This is a genomic window from Paenibacillus sp. AK121, assembly GCF_019042715.1.
GTDB lineage: Bacteria > Bacillota > Bacilli > Paenibacillales > Paenibacillaceae > Paenibacillus > Paenibacillus polymyxa_C.
This window is the reverse complement of sequence record NZ_JAHPJM010000002.1, coordinates 249,919-268,893: the sequence shown is the minus strand read 5'-3', so window position 1 is coordinate 268,893 and position 18,975 is coordinate 249,919. Positions and strand designations below refer to the sequence as shown.

At 47.3% G+C, this 18,975-nt stretch carries 18 protein-coding genes; 11 read left to right on the top strand and 7 right to left on the bottom strand.

The annotated features are described in order from the left end of the window. Positions 1 to 12: 12 nt before the first annotated feature. The 5 genes from KSP24_RS04475 (at position 13) to KSP24_RS04455 (ending at position 4,353) form a co-directional block, all read left to right on the top strand. Positions 13 to 1,248 carry an FprA family A-type flavoprotein gene (locus KSP24_RS04475; protein ID WP_164964389.1) on the top strand — a complete coding sequence of 412 codons (1,236 nt, stop codon included), beginning with the start codon at positions 13 to 15 and terminating at the stop codon, positions 1,246 to 1,248. Positions 1,249 to 1,284: 36 nt separating this feature from the next. Further along, on the top strand, positions 1,285 to 2,478 hold the full coding sequence (locus KSP24_RS04470) for an NAD(P)/FAD-dependent oxidoreductase (RefSeq protein WP_216974569.1): 1,194 nt from the start codon (positions 1,285 to 1,287) through the stop codon (positions 2,476 to 2,478). Between the two features lie 2 nt (positions 2,479 to 2,480). Further along, on the top strand, positions 2,481 to 2,651 hold the full coding sequence (gene rd, locus KSP24_RS04465) for a rubredoxin (protein ID WP_064797632.1): 171 nt from the start codon (positions 2,481 to 2,483) through the stop codon (positions 2,649 to 2,651). 61 nt (positions 2,652 to 2,712) lie between these two features. Continuing rightward, a complete protein-coding gene (locus KSP24_RS04460) occupies positions 2,713 to 3,417 on the top strand; it encodes a Crp/Fnr family transcriptional regulator (protein WP_031462455.1) in 705 nt (234 codons plus the stop codon). Between the two features lie 270 nt (positions 3,418 to 3,687). Further along, entirely contained in the window at positions 3,688 to 4,353 is a 666-nt protein-coding gene (locus KSP24_RS04455) for a hypothetical protein (protein ID WP_058711034.1), read from the top strand. Between the two features lie 86 nt (positions 4,354 to 4,439). Here KSP24_RS04455 and KSP24_RS04450 read toward each other — a convergent pair whose 3' ends face one another. The 4 genes from KSP24_RS04450 to KSP24_RS04435 all read right to left on the bottom strand — a co-directional run bounded on the left by KSP24_RS04450 (position 4,440) and on the right by KSP24_RS04435 (position 8,629). Continuing rightward, positions 4,440 to 6,113, bottom strand: coding sequence for a glycosyltransferase 87 family protein (locus KSP24_RS04450; RefSeq protein WP_216974725.1), 1,674 nt, complete (start codon positions 6,111 to 6,113; stop codon positions 4,440 to 4,442). Between the two features lie 268 nt (positions 6,114 to 6,381). Next, positions 6,382 to 7,095 (bottom strand): MBL fold metallo-hydrolase, encoded by a 714-nt coding sequence (locus tag KSP24_RS04445; RefSeq protein WP_058830334.1) that lies wholly within the window; start codon positions 7,093 to 7,095, stop codon positions 6,382 to 6,384. Positions 7,096 to 7,285: 190 nt separating this feature from the next. Beyond that, a complete protein-coding gene (locus tag KSP24_RS04440; protein ID WP_013373679.1) occupies positions 7,286 to 7,924 on the bottom strand; it encodes an SDR family oxidoreductase in 639 nt (212 codons plus the stop codon). A gap of 102 nt (positions 7,925 to 8,026) precedes the next feature. Next, positions 8,027 to 8,629 (bottom strand): TetR/AcrR family transcriptional regulator, encoded by a 603-nt coding sequence (locus KSP24_RS04435; RefSeq protein ID WP_137079482.1) that lies wholly within the window; start codon positions 8,627 to 8,629, stop codon positions 8,027 to 8,029. 244 nt (positions 8,630 to 8,873) lie between these two features. Here KSP24_RS04435 and KSP24_RS04430 point away from each other — a divergent pair, with 244 nt between their 5' ends. The 4 genes from KSP24_RS04430 (at position 8,874) to KSP24_RS04415 (ending at position 12,158) form a co-directional block, all read left to right on the top strand. Continuing rightward, positions 8,874 to 9,614 carry an ABC transporter ATP-binding protein gene (locus KSP24_RS04430; RefSeq protein WP_129550210.1) on the top strand — a complete coding sequence of 247 codons (741 nt, stop codon included), beginning with the start codon at positions 8,874 to 8,876 and terminating at the stop codon, positions 9,612 to 9,614. Continuing rightward, positions 9,611 to 10,372 carry an ABC transporter permease gene (locus KSP24_RS04425; protein WP_216974568.1) on the top strand — a complete coding sequence of 254 codons (762 nt, stop codon included), beginning with the start codon at positions 9,611 to 9,613 and terminating at the stop codon, positions 10,370 to 10,372. The genes KSP24_RS04430 and KSP24_RS04425 overlap by 4 nt, the downstream gene beginning before the upstream one ends. A gap of 135 nt (positions 10,373 to 10,507) precedes the next feature. After that, positions 10,508 to 10,855 (top strand): KGG domain-containing protein, encoded by a 348-nt coding sequence (locus KSP24_RS04420; RefSeq protein WP_013373683.1) that lies wholly within the window; start codon positions 10,508 to 10,510, stop codon positions 10,853 to 10,855. A gap of 400 nt (positions 10,856 to 11,255) precedes the next feature. Continuing rightward, positions 11,256 to 12,158: a helix-turn-helix domain-containing protein gene (locus tag KSP24_RS04415; RefSeq protein WP_216974567.1), complete on the top strand. Its 903-nt coding sequence runs from the start codon at positions 11,256 to 11,258 to the stop codon at positions 12,156 to 12,158. Between the two features lie 472 nt (positions 12,159 to 12,630). Here KSP24_RS04415 and KSP24_RS25135 read toward each other — a convergent pair whose 3' ends face one another. The 3 genes from KSP24_RS25135 to KSP24_RS04410 form a co-directional block, all read right to left on the bottom strand. Next, positions 12,631 to 12,825, bottom strand: coding sequence for a SunI/YnzG family protein (locus KSP24_RS25135; RefSeq protein WP_483311486.1), 195 nt, complete (start codon positions 12,823 to 12,825; stop codon positions 12,631 to 12,633). 31 nt (positions 12,826 to 12,856) lie between these two features. Then, positions 12,857 to 12,985 (bottom strand): hypothetical protein, encoded by a 129-nt coding sequence (locus KSP24_RS25455; RefSeq protein ID WP_301336207.1) that lies wholly within the window; start codon positions 12,983 to 12,985, stop codon positions 12,857 to 12,859. A gap of 231 nt (positions 12,986 to 13,216) precedes the next feature. Beyond that, complete coding sequence (locus KSP24_RS04410) at positions 13,217 to 14,161, bottom strand: helix-turn-helix domain-containing protein (RefSeq protein ID WP_216974566.1); 945 nt, start codon at positions 14,159 to 14,161, stop codon at positions 13,217 to 13,219. Between the two features lie 166 nt (positions 14,162 to 14,327). Here KSP24_RS04410 and KSP24_RS04405 point away from each other — a divergent pair, with 166 nt between their 5' ends. Then, a complete protein-coding gene (locus tag KSP24_RS04405) occupies positions 14,328 to 16,526 on the top strand; it encodes a glycoside hydrolase family 52 protein (protein WP_216974565.1) in 2,199 nt (732 codons plus the stop codon). Positions 16,527 to 16,567: 41 nt separating this feature from the next. Then, on the top strand, positions 16,568 to 18,826 hold the full coding sequence (locus tag KSP24_RS04400) for an alpha-glucuronidase family glycosyl hydrolase (protein WP_216974564.1): 2,259 nt from the start codon (positions 16,568 to 16,570) through the stop codon (positions 18,824 to 18,826). Positions 18,827 to 18,975 lie beyond the last annotated feature (149 nt).

The following is an 18,975-nucleotide window of genomic DNA, read 5'->3' as shown; positions in this document are numbered from 1 at the left end:
GAGGTTATTCCTATGAAACCAGGATTTAAGCTGGCAAAGGATATTTATTGGGTAGGAAAAATTGATAATCGTGAGGTCCCCTTTCATCGTCTTCTACTATCAAAGGGTACAACATATAATGCATATCTGCTGAAAACAGGAAAACCAACTATTGTAGATACCGTAGATATGGCGTTCGGCAGAGAATTTGCAGAAGCTGTAGCGGAATTAATCGACCCGTTGGATATTCAATATATAATCGTCAATCATACGGAACCGGATCACTCCGGCGGGTTAGCGGCACTTGCTTCCAAGGCAGCAAACGCCACAATTGTCTGCACGGAGATTGCCGTTCCGGAAATTCAGCAGATGTACAAGCTCCAGCATCGGAATTTCCTCGTCATCAAGGACGGGGATCAACTGGATATTGGAGGCAAGACACTGCTGTTCAAGGAAACACCTTATCTCCATACAGAAGAAACTATGATTACGTATTGCATCGAAGACAAAATCTTGTTCCCTTGCGATATTTTCAGCACACACGTGGCTGTAGAACATCTATTTGCCGATGAGGCCGGCTTTGATATCACCGAGGATTTTATCGGATATTATCAGGCTATTATTCATCCTCATCGCAGATATGTGCGTACATTAATCGAAGCTGTATCTGACTTGGATATTGAGATGATTGCTCCTTCCCACGGCTTCGCGATCCGACATGATATTGCCAAATTTATTGATTTGTACGCATCGATGAGCACCGAAACCAAGGATGATAAAAAAGTAGCGATTATTTATGCCACCTTAAAAAATAATACTAAAAAAGTGGCAAACATCCTGAGAGATTGCTTTTTGGAGAACCAAATTAAGGTGGAGTTATGGGATGTAGATAAAGCGGATGAAACCGAGATATTAAATAGTATTACCTCAGCGGATGCTGTTTTCGTCGGCAGCTCTACCAAATATGCCGACATGACAGGCAAATTGGAAGATCTGCTGCAAAAAATGCAAAAGATGAATTTGGAAGGTAAGCTTGCTGCCGCCTTTGGTTCCTACGGCTGGAGCGGTGAAGCCATTGAAGTCGTACAGGATTACTTGAACGGTACTAATATGAAAGTCCAAAGCACTTCAGATGTAATCAAGTCAACGGGTATGACGCATGTGGAATTCCCAGTACGCATTCGCTTCTCTCCTACAGAAGTTGAAAAAGTGAAAAAAATTAAAAATGCCGCTGAATTTGTCTCAGATCTGCTGCTTAGTGTTATTTGAGCACAGGAAGCTTAGAGGGAATAGGAGAGATGCCGAATGGATAACCAACATTACGTTATCATCGGAGGGGGCGTGGCCGCTGTCAACGCGGCAAAAGCGATTAGAGATCATGATGAGCTAGCAGAAATTTCTATTTACGGGGAAGAGTCCTCCCTTCCATATAACAGAGTCAAGCTTTCGAAGGCACTATTCACTGACTTGCACAGCGACAAAATCCTGATCAAAAAGGAAAAGTGGTTTGCCAGTCAACGGATTCATGTGTATTCCGGCGTAAAGATCACGGCGATACACGCAGAGGACTGCACCATCGAAACAGCCAACGGGCAAACCGTTGCTTATGACAAGCTGCTGCTGTGTACAGGAGCCCACAACCGTAAGCTTGTGCTGGACGGAGCTTCACTAAGGAACGTTCACAATATTCGGTTTCGACAAGATGCAGACAGACTTAAAACGGAATTGCGACAAGGAGACCGGATATGTATCATCGGCGGTGGTATTCAGGGTGTAGAAACCGCCTGGTCCTTCCAGCAAGCCGGATATACCGTTACCATTCTGGAAGCTTCGCAACGGCTTATGCCTCGCCAGCTAGATGAAAAGGCATCCGCTATTTTGACCCGCCGAGTTATCGAACAGGGTACCCAGGTGTGCCTTGGGCAAGGCGTAAAGCGTATTACAGGCACAGATCATGTAGAGGGCGTAGAACTGCAGGACGGCACTGTTATTCCCTGCGAACATGTCGTGTACTCTATCGGAATTGTACCTAATACGGAGCTTGCTCGCCAAATCGGCCTTGATATTGGACAAGGCATTCTGGTGAATGCGCAGATGGAGACCAGCTCTGCCCATATATATGCGGCAGGTGATGTAGCCGAGTTCCACAATAGAGTAGATGGATTATGGGAAAGTGCTATGGAGCAAGGGAAAGTAGCAGGCACTAATATGGCGGGTACCTCCACAGCTTACCAGCGTCCTCTTCCTGTCACCCTGTCCAACAGCTATGAAAGCCCCTTGTTTTCCATCGGTCTGGTAGACGAACAAGTCTGTGACACCAGCCTGACCCGTGAAAATCAAGTTTCTTATACACGTATGTTCATACAAAACGGCTCTATCTGCGGTGTGATCGGCTTTGGGGATGCTCTCGCTTCACTTCCATATAAAGCAGCCATTATCCAAGGACTCAGTCCGGATGCACCAGAGCTTACAAAAATTTTGGATGACAAGGAGAACTAAAGATGAAAAAATATGTATGTCAGCCCTGTGGATACGTTTATGATCCTGCTATGGGTGACCCTGATGAAGACGTTATGCCAGGTACAGCGTTCGAAGACCTTCCGGAAGACTGGGTTTGTCCAGTCTGCGGTGAGGATCAAAGCCATTTTGCCCCTATAGATGATACAGAATAACAAGAACACGCTATACTTTTTAGTTTCCGGTTGATGAATGGAGTGAATGAATGTGAATGAGATGTCCTGCCCCTGCCAGTGCGAACAGGAGCCCTGTGCCCGCAAAGTGCCTATCTTTTCCTCTTTGTCCTGCGAAGATTTGTGTAAGGTTAGCTCTATGATCCGGCACCGAAAATATCAGAAAGGCGAGGCCTTGATTGTCGAGGAACAGGCTTCCGATACGCTGTACATTATTAAAAGCGGGCATGTTAAGCTGCTGAAGATGACACCTCAGGGCAAAGAACAAATTCTGCACATTCTGACAACTGGCGATTTTTTTGGTGAGTTGAATATATTTAATAACGACGAGTTGAGCAATTTTAGTGCGTACGCCTTAAAGGATACTGATATTTGTATGCTTACCAAAGATGATATGGAGGAGTTGATCCGCAACAATCCCGATATCTCTTTGAGGCTGCTCAAAACGATTACCAAACGCTTGGCACATACCGAAAACCTGGCTCAAAGCCTGGCTACCAAAGACCCGGAAATCCGTATCGCCTACATGATTCTCGAACTCGGACACAAATACGGCAAGCCGGACGGCTCCTATATTAAAATAAATCTCCCCCTTTCACGCGAAGAGATGGCTAATTATGTGGGTGTCACTCGTGAAACGATCAGCCGAAAATTCGGAAAATTTGAACAGCTGGGGATTATTCATATCAAAGGTACACGTGAGATTACCATCTGCGATGTACAGAAACTGAACGAATATATGGATTGAGACACATGGATACCAGGTTGCTCTGGCATGAGGACAAGAAAACCGCTTCTTTAACTTATGGATTGTAGTTGATTCATCAACCACTTCCATGTTGTTAAAGGGCGGTTTCTTTTATTCTGTGCATTTGGCCATTAGCTATTCTGTAAAATAACAATAGAAACCGTAGGCCTGTTTTTGCGTAGTAATACAAAGTTTATAAGCCTGAAATCAAGCCAAGATTTCTGTGTCTTCATACTCTTTATAAAATAAGCAAAATGGGGAGGAATAGATATGGCGGATCATCAAACCAGCAAGGATATTTTTCGAGAATGTTGCTCTAGGATTGCTGCAGCCTGTGAGCCTTGCGGATTCAAATACTATAAATCCAGGCGAAGCATGGTCAAGCACGTGGACCCCTTTACGGCCGAGGTGCGTTTTTCGAGTAATGCTTTCAATGTGGCCGGCAGCTATTTGGAGTTTAATGTAAATTGCCAAATCATGAATACGCAAAGCGGAAAAGTATATTGGGCTATCAGCTTGAGCAGCTTCCGGAACAAAGGCAAGGTATGGAATCTGGCCAAGGAAACGTCTCGGGAGAAGGAATTGGCGGAAATTATCACATTGATTCGAGACAAGGTCGTTCCTTTGGTGGACAAGTATGGTGCTAATCTCGACGAGGTGCTTGAACAAGCCATCTTGACCGGATGGTTTTTGCCACAGTCGAATCCCATGGAATTCTATGTGCTGGACGTTTTGGATCTGGTGGTTGATTTCGGATCGCCGGTACAGGTAACCGAATGTGCGCACCGATATATCCGTCATTTATCGGAGGAAATGCAGAACACCTTCAGGAAAGATTATGAAGCCTATCAAAGGGATGAACAGGCTGCAAGCACGATAGCATTCCGCAAATTGATCCCTCTTATGGTGGAGAGAAACATTTCCTTGCCGCAGTGAAATGAAAAGGTATTGGCGCGCCGTATTGAGAACGTGCCTTCATCGCTGGAAGATGGGCGATCACCTGTGTGGTGACCGCCCATCACTCATTCTGCGGATAAAGGAGCTATATTGGTGGCCTTGGGAAGCGCAGCCTGAATTGTAGCCGGCCTGGAGCAATCCCACACTACTTTGACCAAATACCCAAACAACAAAACATTGAGCAATGATGTCACACACAAAATAATACCGTAATGATCCTGAGAATTGGAGCTATAGAAAATATCAAAGGTGTTCAGGAAAATCGTAAGACTGAATCCACCCGCAAGCCACAAAAATCTGCGATCTTTCAAATACAGGTACGCCAGTACAGCTAACGCCGCCGCAGGGAACAGATACCGTTCATGCATGCTGGAAGCGAAGGTAAATACACCTGCAATGAGTACCAGTGCAGCTGCTGCTGCAAATTGTGGTTTCCGACTACGGATATACATCCACCATGTAAACAGAGTCACTAGCACAATGCAGATCATCCCCCATGTATGGTAACTGAACAGGAACAGCGTTGTAGTGTCCTGCGTATAATTGCCACCAATTAGTGCGAAGAAGTTATACGCGTTCACCGAAGCATATGGATATTCGCCAACTGTCCCCTTGTATAAATCAAGCAGCCATAACGGCTCCTGCCCCCATGAAAATGGCAATATGACCAGAATGGTTGTCACAACGGCACCACCAACGGACAACAGCCAAGGCTGTATTTTGCGCTGTCTCAGCAGCTCGAAGAACAGAACCGGCCCATAAATAATCCCCTGTGGCTTCATCAATACCGCTATCGTAAACAGTACAGCGGACCAGCCGATCCGGTTTTCCACCAGCAGCACAATCATGCCCACAATCAGCATGGTAAAAAATGAATCTACCTGCCCCCAGAAGGTTGAATTAATAAATACAGCTGGGTTAAACACATAGAATATAGCCAATCCGAGGCTCACTCCATAGCCGACCCGTTTGCTTGCCAACCGGTACAGCATGTACGCTGTCACGATATCAGCTAAAATATTCGGAAGCCGCAGCAATACGGACATATAAGGACTGAAAGCATCCGTAGAGCCGATTTTACCGATTACATATAAAATATAAATATAGAACGGTGGATAATCACTGGAACCATTCGTGTAAAAGCCTGACAAGCTATCCGCTGCTGTCGTAGCCCAGTTTCGGAATAGCATTAAATCCATGTGGCCCGAGATCCATGGGGCGATCGCCATTCTTAAAAAGAATCCCACACCCAGCACAGTCCACAGCATCAGTCCCCGGTTACGTTCCCCGAGCTTCCATTCTTGAGCCCGAAAACGATACGCAATAAACACGAACGCACCGAAGAACAAAGCAGCGAAAAACGCCATCGGAGTAGCATAAGCAGATGAAGAATTTCCATTTCTTCCCCCACCCATACCACCGCCAGGACCGCCCATGCCCATTCCAGATCCGTTACCAGACATGCCACCGGGGCCTCTGTGCTGTCCGTCTCTAGCAACACCACTGCCGCCCGATGCAGACGTATCATTCCCGGCCGTTGTACCTTTGTCACCCGATGTCGACGAATTCTCACTAGAGGAGTTGGTCGTCTGGCCCGTCGTCCCCTGATTCTTGCTGTCAGAGCTGCTCGCCGCATCCGTAGATGTTGGGAGAGAATTCTGCTGATCTTGTCCTACACTTCCTGTTCCCAGGTTCCCTGCGGTCTGACCGTCAGAGGGACGTTGCCCCGGCCCTCCCATGCCTCCGCCTGCTCCCCCTCCGAACCCGCCGGATGGCCCCTGCCTAACAGCCGCAGACTGAGACGCGGAACTACCTGAATAACTCCATAACGAAACGATACTAACGGCAGCACACAATATGAGACTAAATAGAAGTATATATTTCAGACCGTTCGCTTTCCAAACGTTCAAATCCGATGCACCTCTCTCTGTTTCTATTTTCCTCATATTGTATCTGCCTTAGCTTAGGACTTTGTGAGTTCTGGCTGAATGTTGGCTGAATACAGAATCATCGCACTGAACATTGCTGCTCCATCTCCATAATCGCCCTTTCTAGCTGAGATTGTGGATGCTTCAGCATATTGCCATGACCGGCTGCTAATAGAGACGGATTGTAAGATGCCAGTTTTTTGGCGCTTTGCAGCGAAATTTCCTTGTTCCATGTAGCTAGTGCTGGAAAAGGAAACAGTGGCTTGAGCCTTCCCGCTACCGCAACACCACCCCGAGTCTGGAAGGCATCGCCTGCAATCAATGCATGGGTACGGGTATCCAAAAATCCCATCGAGCCCGGCGTATGTCCCGATGCGCTGATCGCCAGCAGCGAACCCACGTTATCTCCATCCTCCAGTAAAACGTCAGGCTGGGTAAGGATATTCTTCGGCACGCTGCCCCGAATAGGAGTGTCTGGTTCGCCTGCCTCCAACGATACATCACCCTTCAGTAGCCGAGCATCCCGCCTTGAAATGAATACTTGCGCCTCAGGATACTTTGCCTTCAGCTTATCCAACGCACCCACATGATCTCCATGCGCATGGGTAAGTACAATTCGTATAATCGGCTGCCCAATCCGCGCCGCAGCCTGTTCAATACGCTGAGCACTGTATGGCAATCCGGCATCGATCAGGGTAAGCCCCTCTTTCTCCTCCACCAAATAACAGTTCACTGGGAACAGCCGGGGCATAAACGTTAATTGATACACATGCTGCACCTGAACGATACGCATTTTATCTCATCTCCTTGTCTTGATCATAAACTAATTATGTTAGTATTATAAATAATATAATTAGTTTTAAGCAAATTTTTTCGTAAATACCTGTCGGAACGTTATACAAAAAGCAAAAAGCAGACCCGGAATCCTGCCTCTGGGTCTGCCTTTATCCATATTTATGCATATGTCTTTCAATTCATCAGCTCTACCGGATGGCCTCAGCAATAGGCGTACTGCCGGACACCAAATCAATCGCTCGATGATACGTCTGCTTTTCCTCTAGTGCTGCTACCACCGTTGCCGCTACATCTTCACGTGAGATAGTATGGCTGGTGAGATCTTCACCGGTAGCAACCTTGCCAGTACCCGCATCATCTGTCAACCCGCCCGGACGAAGAATCGTGTAATCCAGATTGCTCGCTTCCAGCAAGCGATCTGCATAATGCTTTGCCACGTAATATGGCTTAATCGATTCAGGCCATTGCTCCCGGTTCTCCGCATATAGAGCGCTGACCATAATGAAGCGCCGGATACCCGCTTGTTCAGCGGCTTCCATCGCCTTGACTGCTCCATCAAGGTCGATGAGCAGCGTTTTATCCGCTCCTGTGTTGCCACCGGAGCCTGCCGTAAACACGACAGCGTCGCTGCCTTGTATAGCTGCGGCAATTTCACCTACCGTCCCTTCAAGGTCAGCTACTACCGTTTCTGCTCCCAAACGTTCAAGCGCTTCGGCCTGATCCGGTTTGCGGATCAGTGCCTTTACGCGATGCGACTCATGTTGCCCTAGTAGGCGAACGAGATGTCTGCCTACTTTTCCATTGGCACCAATCACCAGTACGTTCACTCATATCCCCTCCTGTATTCACGGTCTCTCGCTTACAGTATACTGAATATATTTTACCCTTTGAGTCCAGGACGCAATCATATGGGCTATATCAGATTGAACTCAGTTTTTATCTGAATGCTCTCCCTCTCGCTTTTGCTGTAACACGCGAAGACCTGCGCAAAAGGTGTCCATCATCACTTCAATACTCTGATCCACATCCACAGGTAAACCAAAGCCACCCTTTTGTTCAAGTGAGGCAAAACCATGAAGAAGACTGCGGAATCCCCTCGCTGCATGAATGCAATCTGCTTCGTTGAAGCCGTAGCCACTGGATAGCACGGTAATGATAAGTTCCGCTACTCGATCCGCTGCGTGTCTCAGCTCGGTATCATTTCGGTCGGTTGCATACAGCATCGCTTCATACAAACCAGGCCGCTCGCGCGCATACTGCATATACGCTCTCCCCATAGCAATCAGCGCCTCTTCGCCTGCTCTGCCTACGGCTGCGCTCATCAATGCTTCCTCTAGCTTTTCGAGGCTATGTAATGCCAGCGCTTGACGCAATCCGTTCAATCCGTCCACATGGTTGTACAAAGATGGAGGGCGAATATGTAGCTTTTGCGCCAATGTAGTGAGCGTGACCTCTCCCATCCCTCGTTCATTGGCAACATCCTCGGCAGCCTCCAGGATATCTTGTAGCTTTACTCCATTTCTAGGTGACATCATCCGGTCCCCTTTCGTTAAATTCCTATGTAAGGTTAATTTCGTATACATATACAGACTAAATTCTTATTTCATCTTAACTAATCCCGTTAGTTTATACAAAGAAAGTACCGTTTGCAACAGCTCCATACACTAACTCTTTTTTAGAAGAAGAGCCGTTAGGATATTACTGCTATAATACAAAGAGATTATAGAGCAGATTCGATATCTTTTCCGATTCCCTGCAAAGGAGCTAGCTATATCTATGGAACCCAATCCACTTCCAGCTATTGAGTTTAATCGTGTCACTAAATATTTCACCGGGTCGGGACAACAACGTGCTGTCCTGAACGGAGTTACGGCAAAGGTCCCGCGCGGAAAAATCACGACACTGGTCGGTCCGTCAGGATCTGGTAAAAGCACACTGCTTTCACTATGCAATCTTTTGCTAGCATCGGATGAAGGAGAAATCAACGTCCTCGGCAAGCCTATAACCGAGTGGGAAATCCCTGAACTAAGACGGAAGGTAGCATTGGTTTTTCAAGATGCCCCCATGCTACAGGGGACGGTCCTCTACAATCTCCAGACTGTAGAGCGGCTGCATGGCAAGGTACTGGAAGATCCGGTTGGCCTGTTAGAGCGCGTAGGACTTACCCGTGACCTGCTGGAGCAAAAGGCGCAGGAGCTGTCCGGCGGACAAAGACAGCGCTTGGCCCTGGCGCGGACGCTCGCGAACCGTCCGGATATTTTACTACTGGATGAGATTACTTCTGCACTGGACCCCGCCTCAGTCAAAGAGGTCGAGGAACTGCTGCTTCAAATGAACAAAGAAGAGGGAACAACGATGATCTGGATTACGCACCATATGGAACAAGCCCGCAGGGTAGGCCACGAAACATGGCTGATGATCGACGGAAGACTGGTAGAACAAGCGGATACGGAAACATTTTTTAACGCTCCACAACATAGTGAAACCCGCAAGTTTGTAGCAGGAGAATGGGTATGACGATTGTTGCCTTGATTCTCTCTCTTGGTTTTGTATTTATCGCCATCGTCATGTCCAAGTCCTTCAAACTCGGTCTGGACCGAGATATTATTATTGCCACGATCAGAGCATCCGTTCAGCTACTGGTGATTGGATATGTATTGCATTTGATTTTTGGGATGCAAAGCTACGGATTTATTGTGTTATTCATTCTGCTCATGATCACTGTAGCTTCTCAAAATGTTGCGCGCAAAGGACGTTTTATTCCCCAGCTTATGTGGAAGTCATTTCTGACGTTGCTGTGTGTGGAAATCGTTACACAGGCATTTCTAATTGGCCTGCATATCATTCCGGCGACAGCCCGGTACATGATTCCGATTAGCGGCATGATCATTGGCAGCTCCATGATTTTGTCCAGTCTGCTGGTATCGCGGCTCAAGTCGGAAGTCCTGCTGCGCAAGCCTGAAATCATGCTTATTCTTGCGTTGGGAGGAACACCGAGACAAGCCATCTTCCCTATACTGAAGAATTGTATACGTTCCAGTATGATTCCAACCATTGAGGGGCAGAAAACACTCGGGCTTGTCCAGCTTCCCGGCATGATGACCGGACAAATCATTGCAGGCGCCAATCCAATTGTCGCCGTGCGTTTGCAATTGCTCATCGTATTCACTACCATGACCTCTGCCATTTTGACCAGCGTGCTGCTCAGCCTGTTCATTTACCCGACATTATTTACCCGCCAGCAACAACTGCGTACAGAGTCCTGGGAAGTCTGATAGAGACGGGTATACCCAGTTATTTACCAACCATTTTCCATTTATCAAAATTAAATAGACATGTTTAATTCCTGACACGAGGGTTAATAGATACACGTAGACGCTTTACTAAAATTCGATGAGGAGTGATTGAACATGGCTAACAACAACCAAAATGGCAAAATGAGTCGCGAAGAGGCAGGACGTTTAGGTGGAGAAGCTACTGCTAAAAATCACGACAAAGAATTTTACCAAGAGATCGGCGAAAAAGGTGGCGAGGCCACCTCCAAAAGTCATGGCAAGGACTTCTATCAGGAGATTGGTGAAAAAGGCGGCGAAGCCACTTCCAAAAACCATGGCAAGGAGTTCTATCAGGAAATCGGTCGCAAGGGCGGTGAAGCCCGTGGCAATTCAGACCAAAGTGATAGCGACGGGAAAATGAGCAGAGAAGAAGCAGGCCGCAAAGGCGGCGAGGCCCGCGCCCGTCAGCGTAAAAATAACTAACGATAGATCAGGATACGTTGTCGATGCTTTTGCAATGTAAAGGCACCGACTGCATAGAATACGAAGTAAGTGAATGTTTAAGTTATAGAAGCCTATCTGCCGGTGTTCCGGTAGGTAGGCTTTTTGTGTGAAAGTTACTTTCATCAAAAGGCTACTTTCATCATCCGAACATACGTCATACAATATACATATACAGGGTGAATAACCATCATACATATTTTATTACAAATGAAAGAATGGATTAGTTTGTTTCTTTTCTCATGTCATCTTACTTATTGCGAACAAAACAAATAACGCAGCCCTTGAATTGAGCACCATGTAACAGACTAATAGGATGCAACTCAAATCAAATATTCCTGCATTCCGGCTGTTAAGATGGAGTCGAAAGGAGGGAACCCTCGTGTACGAATGGAACGAAATGGTCCAGCTTATGATTGATTGGATTGATAATAATCTGACCTCAGCGCCATCGTTGTTGAGAATGTCCGACCAGTTGGGCTATTCCCCTTATTACTGTACAAAGCAATTTCATTCTCTGACAGGAATGACATTAAGGGATTATGTGTGGATGCGCAGGATTAGCCGGGCAGCTCTTGAACTCCGGGATAGCGATGTCCGCATCCTCGATGTGGCCGTAAAGTATGGGTTTTCTTCACAGGAAGCTTTTACACGAGCATTTGTAAAAGCGTTCGAGGTATCCCCGGCTGTATACCGGAAGAACCCCCGGCCTATTCCATTAGCCATTCACGCTGAGGTGTTCTCTCCTTACCATTACCATTTGAAGGAGCGGGATAAGATGGTTAAAGAGCATTTGCAAGAAGCCGAAGTCAAAATTGAGCATATACCAGCACACAAATTTATTGGTCTCTGGGATATTTCTTCTCGAAATTACGGCGATTTCTGGAGAAATGGTCATAATTGTGATGAAATTTGCGGAACCCTGGAAAGCATGTCTCACCTCAAGCTTCCCGGACAATTGGGCCAAACGGCAGGCTGGTTCTATCAGAATGGTCAGAAGGGCTACCTCTATGGAATACCGGTTGCTGTTGACTACGCCGGAGAGATTCCCGCAGGAATGAAGTGCCGGGACATCCCCGAATCAGATTACCTGGTTTTTTTCCACCCACCCTTCAATTATTTAAAAAACAACGGAGACGTTATGAGAACGGTGGAGGAGAAAGCTTGGAACTTTGATCCTAGCAGCCTGGGGTATGAATGGGATGAGGAAACGAAGCAGGATTATCAACGCCATTTCCCTGAGGGATACGGCTACGCGGTGTTGCGCCCTGTGAAAAAAGTGTAGAGCAGAAGAATCCCAAGAAGCCGCTGCGATCAGAATGCTATTAATCGTCTCGCGGCTTCTCTTTTGAAAATGGAATGGAGGTATAGGCAATGAAGTCCTTTCGCTTTTGGTTGGTCCTAGTCTCATGTATAGTTATTGCTGTAAATCTTACGGGGTATGACGACTATAATATACTTTTGGCTATGATTAGCCCGTTGGTTTGGGTGTATGAATCTTTTCAATTTGTGCGAAAAACCCATATCCCCATAGCGCTTGTTTACTTCACTACAATAGGTTTCTGGTATCTCATAGGATATGTTATCGATCGTTTGATTAGAAAATTGAAACTCGCTAAAAATAAATAAGCTGTACAAACACGGTACATACCTCATTCCTTATTTTGAGCAATGGGGTACAATACAGATCATATATGTCCATGAAGTAATGCAATATCATTCTCCGTGTACATCATGCTGTATCTTTATGGATCTAATTAAAGATAGGACTGTATTTTTTTAAGAATATTTTGACCATTTGTAGTAAACAAAATATATGTCTTTGAATTGGTTTTAATTACAATTCTGTCCGTTGTTGCATAAGGAGTACCTATTCTTATTGCATCTTTCTCTTGTCCAGCATAAGTATTATCGAACGAAACATCTTCAATATCCTCAAGAGATACTTCTATCCTAGATAACTGCCAAGTAATAACTAAATTATTACTCTCCTTTTTTAGTATCGATTCCCAACATGCTGTTTCCTCCTAAAGTTTTTTCAACACAAATTGTAAAACGAAATGCGACCTTTGCTGGAGTATTATTCCGATAAATACGATGATTTTTTTGCATCCCGATACATCTCCTGTAAAAAGAAAACCAGTCCAACACATTGTAAGTGTGTATTGGACTGGTGGATATGCACACGTCAGCTTCCAGCAATTAGATCAGCGTATAACCGCCATCTGGGAACAGCATGCTTTCGGTGGTGAACTTGTTAGTCATCAGGTACAACACAGTATTGCGATTTCCTCATTATACCCCACTCGCCATATCACAACTATTTTATAATCATATATATTTTTATTCGGATGAGCTTTCAGGGGCTATGCTCTTGCGGTAGGATGTCGGCGACTGGCCAGACCAGCGCTTAAATTGCCTACTAAAATGTGCAATATCCCCATAGCCTAGCAGATCGGCTATTTGCTGCACCGACCATTGCGGATCAGCCAGCAGCAGCTTGGCCTCATGCAAGACAAGCTTGGATAGATACACACGCGGAGATACGCCAAAAACACTACGGAATACGCGATTACAATGGGACACGCTAATACCCAGCTCGGATGAAATCCCCTCGATCCCATCCTGTTTTTCCAACGAGCCGGCCTGTCTATAAGGCAGATTGACTCTGCCCTGAAGACGACTGGCAATTTGATGAGCAAGCTCTGCCTGCACATATCCACGTCCCGGCAGATGAGCAGCTTCACTGGATACAGCCTCCCACAACGTTGCGAACAGTTCAAATACAGCAGATTGAATCCGCATACGTTTTGCCACCGAGTCACCATTTATCCCCATGTCATCCAGGGCAGAAAGATCAAGCAGCTTGCCCAGCGCTGGCTCCATCTGCCTTGCCACCGTGCCATCCGCAGGAAAAAGCACTTGCTCCAAACGGCTCAGTAGCGATAGAAACAATTTATCATCAATGTCGAAATGCATGCAAAAATACGTAAATCCCTTCCCGTTACTACAGCTGGAGTGCACAATTCCCGGGCGCAAAAGCATCAGATCACCCTGTCGCTGAATATAGCTGCGACCATCCACAACCATGATCTGTTCTCCCGCAAGCACGATGTTAATTTCATATTGCGGATGTTCATGTGGTGGATAACTCCAGTCTCTTCCGACACTTCGTGTATGAATGGCAAATAGATTGACCGTAGTTCGCACATCGGGAAAAAAGAATTCCTCTCCGGCGACCGTAAGGTCTGGATCATGGGGACTCTTCGGTAAACGTGGTGACGACATATTCTCCCTCCTGGCTCATTTACATCGATATCCTCCAGTATATCGTTTTCAGCGCGATTTGGATAAATAGTGGAGCGATTTGACAATGGTTCCTCGGCACATGTCATGCTAGGCTCTAATTGAAGTTAGTCAACGTTACATTTTATCATGAAAGGGGTTTCAATATATGTCGAAAAATATATTTTATAACACGCAGCATGCACCTATCGGTTCATTTTCAAGCTTTACACTTGGGTTTAAGGGTAATCGCGGCGGACTCGGCCTGGAGCTGGGCAAGCCTGCCGATGAAAATGTATACATCGGACTGCAATCCAGGGATGGCGGATCCTATGAGGCGCTTCCCTTTTTCGCATCCACACAGGACGAAAGTACCCGCTACGATGTGGAGAAAAAGGATAAAAAAACGGAGCCTCTGCTCGTTGCCTTTGCCGATCAGGACATCACCCGTGAGTTAAAAGCAGGAACAGATACATGGCAGGCAGGCGATTTGACGTTCCGGCTGTACTCTCCCGTTCGCCCGGTGCCCGAGCCGGGAATTGCCGGCATAGATGAGCTGCGGGCAGCGTTAGTTCCGGCTGTATTTGCCGAGCTGACGATCGATAATACAGAGGGTGCTGCTGCACGGAGAGCCTTTTTCGGCTATCAGGGCAGTGATCCGTATAGCGGCATACGTATTATAGGGGAAGATCCACGCAGGGACATTATGGATTCTCCTCAATTGGAGGGAAGACTCACAGGCATCGGTCAAGGACGAAGTACAGCTATTGTGACCAACAGCAGTGAAGCCATACCTGCCAGCGGATTTGCAATGGAGAAGCTGCTCGGGGAGACCATGGCCGATAACTTATCCTTTGGCCTGGGCACAACGGGTGCGCTCCTGATGGACGTTCCCGCAGGAGAGAAGCGCACGTATTCCTTCGCCATATGCTTTTATCGCGGCGGCATTGTGACAACAGGCATCGAAGCATCGTATTACTATACCCGGCTGTTCAAGGATATTGAAGACGTGGGAAGCTATGCGTTGAAGCATTTTACCGACCTGACTGCAGCTTGTATTCAGGGGAATGACTGGATCGAATCGGCGAACTTGAGTCCGGATCAGGAATTTATGCTCGCTCAGGCGATTCACAGCTATTACGGCAGCACCCAATTGCTCAGTCAGCAAGAGGATGGCGAACCGATCTGGATTGTGAACGAAGGCGAGTACCGGATGATGAATACACTCGATCTGACGGCGGATCAGCTTTATTATGAATTGATTTTGAATCCATGGACGGTACGCAACGAACTAGAATGGTTTGTCCAAAGGTATAGCTATCGGGATGAGGTTCGCTTCCCGGGAGAGGAACAATCCTATCCGGGGGGGATCACGTTTACGCATGATATGGGCGTGGCCAATGTGTTCTCCCGGCAGGGGTACTCCTGTTATGAACTGGCAGGGATTGACGACTGCTTCTCTTACATGAGCCACGAAGAACTGGTGAACTGGCTTTGCTGCGCCACGGTATATATCGAGCAGACACAGGATCAGTTATTTACGACACGTATGCTGCCTGTCTTGTGCGACTGCTTCGAAAGCATGCTGCGGCGGGATCATCCAGATCCGGCACAACGAAACGGCTTAATGGGCCTGGATAGCTCAAGAACCCAGGGGGGCGCAGAAATTACGACTTACGATAGTCTAGATGTATCCTTGGGTCAGTCCCGCAATAACATTTATTTAGGCAGCAAATGCTGGGCGGTATATGTTGCGCTGGAAAAGATATTTGCCTCAAAGGGGCTTAACTCCCTTTCACAGGAAGCTGGCTCACAGGCAGACAAATGCGCAGCATCGATCACCGCTCACATGACAGACAAGGGCTATATCCCTGCAGTCATTAAGGAAGGCAACGACTCACAGATTATTCCTGCCATTGAAGGGCTGATCTTCCCCTATTTTACAGGATGCGAGGATGCGCTTGAGCCTGATGGGCGGTTCGGTGAATATATCCAAGCACTTCGACGCCATTTGCAAACCGTACTGGTACCAGGAGTTTGTCTATTTGAAGATGGAGGCTGGAAGCTATCCTCGACCAGTAACAACTCCTGGTTGAGCAAAATCTATCTGTCTCAGTTTATTGCCCGTGAGCTGCTGGAACTGCCTTGGCAGGAAACTGGGCAGGCGGCTGACGCAGCCCATGTTTCATGGCTCCTCCATCCTGAAGAATCCTATTGGTGCTGGAGCGACCAAATGCTCTCCGGCATTGCCCACGGCAGTAAATATTACCCACGCGGGGTTACCGCTATTTTGTGGCTGTATGAAGGCAAAGGGAATCGGCTGACCCTCCCTCAGCATATGAGCCAAGATGAGAAGCAGCATGTCTAAGACGAACGAACCCTCACTCGCCCAAAGGAGGTTCAAATAATATGAGCAAGCGTATGGATATGCCCAAAGGGAGCGGCTATGACGCTTGGCTACACTACCACCGCGCTCGTCTTATAGAAAAAATGCCTGCTTGGTGCAGGGTCATCGTGGTTCATGACACAGATGATGAAGTGCTTCAGACAGCTGCGAGTGAGCTTCAGCAAGGATTGGCCTCTATGTTTGGACAGCAGCCAAAGATGAGTACCATTCCTGTCCATGTACCATTCGTTGCGCTGGGTACGTTCCAAGACCATTCATGTATTGCAGAACGATTTAGTGCAGAGGAACAGGCAGAAGTGAGCGCAGAAGGCTATCGAATTCGCGGGGTAGAGGCTAAGAAACTGGCTGATTCAACTGGTCAAGATCACGATGATATCAAAGGACAGTGCGTTATAATTGCGGGTCAGACCTCCAAAGGGGTATTATATGGAGTCTTTCACTTGCTGCGCTACCTGCAAGGAGGACTAGACGGCAAGCTGAAGCCCACTGCCAAGGAATCATTGCATGCTCCCAGTTTAGACCTATTGTCCAATCCAGCTAATCCGATACGCATGATCAATCACTGGGATAACATGGATGGTAGTGTTGAACGTGGATATGCCGGCGCATCTATTTTCTACAACAACAATGCCTTTACTACAAATATGGAGCGCCTTCGAGACTATGCCCGTCTACTTGCTTCTGTAGGCATTCAGGCGATATCCATTAACAATGTGAATGTCCATCAGGTAGAAACCGAGCTGATAACAGATCGTTTTTTACCGGATGTAGCCAAAGTAGCTGCCATCTTTCGCGCCTATGGTATCCAAATCTACTTGAGCATTAACTATGCCAGCCCGATTCAGCTCGGTGGATTAACTACAGCCGATCCTCTAGACCCCGATGTCGCTGAATGGTGGAAGACCAAAGCACAGGAGGTTTACGCAGCCGTTCCCGATCTGGGTGGTTTTGTGGTCAAGGCCGATTCTGAAAATCGGCCCGGACCCTTCAGCTATGGACGCCACCACGCCGATGGAGCCAATATGCTGGCGGATGCACTACGGCCCTATGGCGGACGTGTGATTTGGCGTTGCTTTGTCTACGACTGCAAACAGGACTGGCGTGACCGCAAGACGGATCGGGCTCGCGCGGCCTTTGACCATTTTAAACCGCTGGATGGACTGTTCCGGGATAATGTCATTTTACAGATTAAAAATGGCCCTATGGATTTTCAGGTGCGAGAGCCTGTCTCCCCTCTGTTCGGCGCGCTGGAAGCCACTCAGGTACTGCTGGAATTCCAAATTGCACAGGAGTATACCGGACAACAAAAGCATCTATGTTACCTGGTCCCGCAATGGAAGGAAGTGCTTGATTTTGACACCTACGCACAGGGGAAAGGCTCCACCATCAAGCGCATCGTAAGTGGTGTTTTGCATAGCAACAGCGAATCTGATTCTCGTCGTAGGAAGGCTACTGTCCATGCAGGCAGCGGCAGTTTCCAGGAGGGGCCAACGAATCATGTTCCCAAGCCCACCAACTTTGGAATAGCCGCTGTTTCCAATATTGGTGCAGACACCAATTGGACCGGACATTTGCTCGCCCAGTCCAATCTTTACGGCTACGGCCGGTTGGCATGGAACCCGGATCTATCCGCAGATGAAATCGCAGATGAATGGGTTCGGCTAACATTTAGCAATCAAGGCAAGGACTACGGCGATCCTGAGTTGATTCCTACTATTAAGCAAATGCTGCTCGATTCTTGGAATATCTATGAGTCCTATACCGCCCCTCTGGGGGTCGGCTGGATGGTCAGTCCCAATCACCACTATGGGCCGGATGTTGATGGATATGAATATTCGATGTGGGGCACCTACCATTTTGCCGATTGCTGGGGGATCGGGGTAGATCGGACGACTGCAACTGGAACGGGCTATGCAGGACAATATTTTCCTCCTGTTGCCGAAATCTACGAATCTACAGACACCTGTCCAGATGAGCTGCTCTTATTCTTTCACCATGTTCCTTATACGCACGTGCTCCACTCCGGCCAAACGGTCATACAGCATATTTATGATACTCATTTTGAAGGTACCGAACGTGCGGCCCATCTCCAAGCAACATGGATTAGTCTGCGGGAGCATCTAAATGAATTGATCTATGAACAGGTGCTGACACGGCTGGAGCATCAGACTGAGCACGCCAAGGAATGGCGGGATCGGATCAATACGTATTTTTATCGCAAAAGTGGTATTCCCGACGAAAAAAATCGCCCTATCTATTAAGCAGATAGCCTCATGCGTTGCTTGCATACACACTGGGTTTTGCCTCCCCTTTCACGGGAATAGCGATAAAAGACACATGTCTTACTCAGACCTGTGTCTTTTTTTGCATGGTCTAATTTATGCATACGGTTGCTAACGTAAAATGTCAT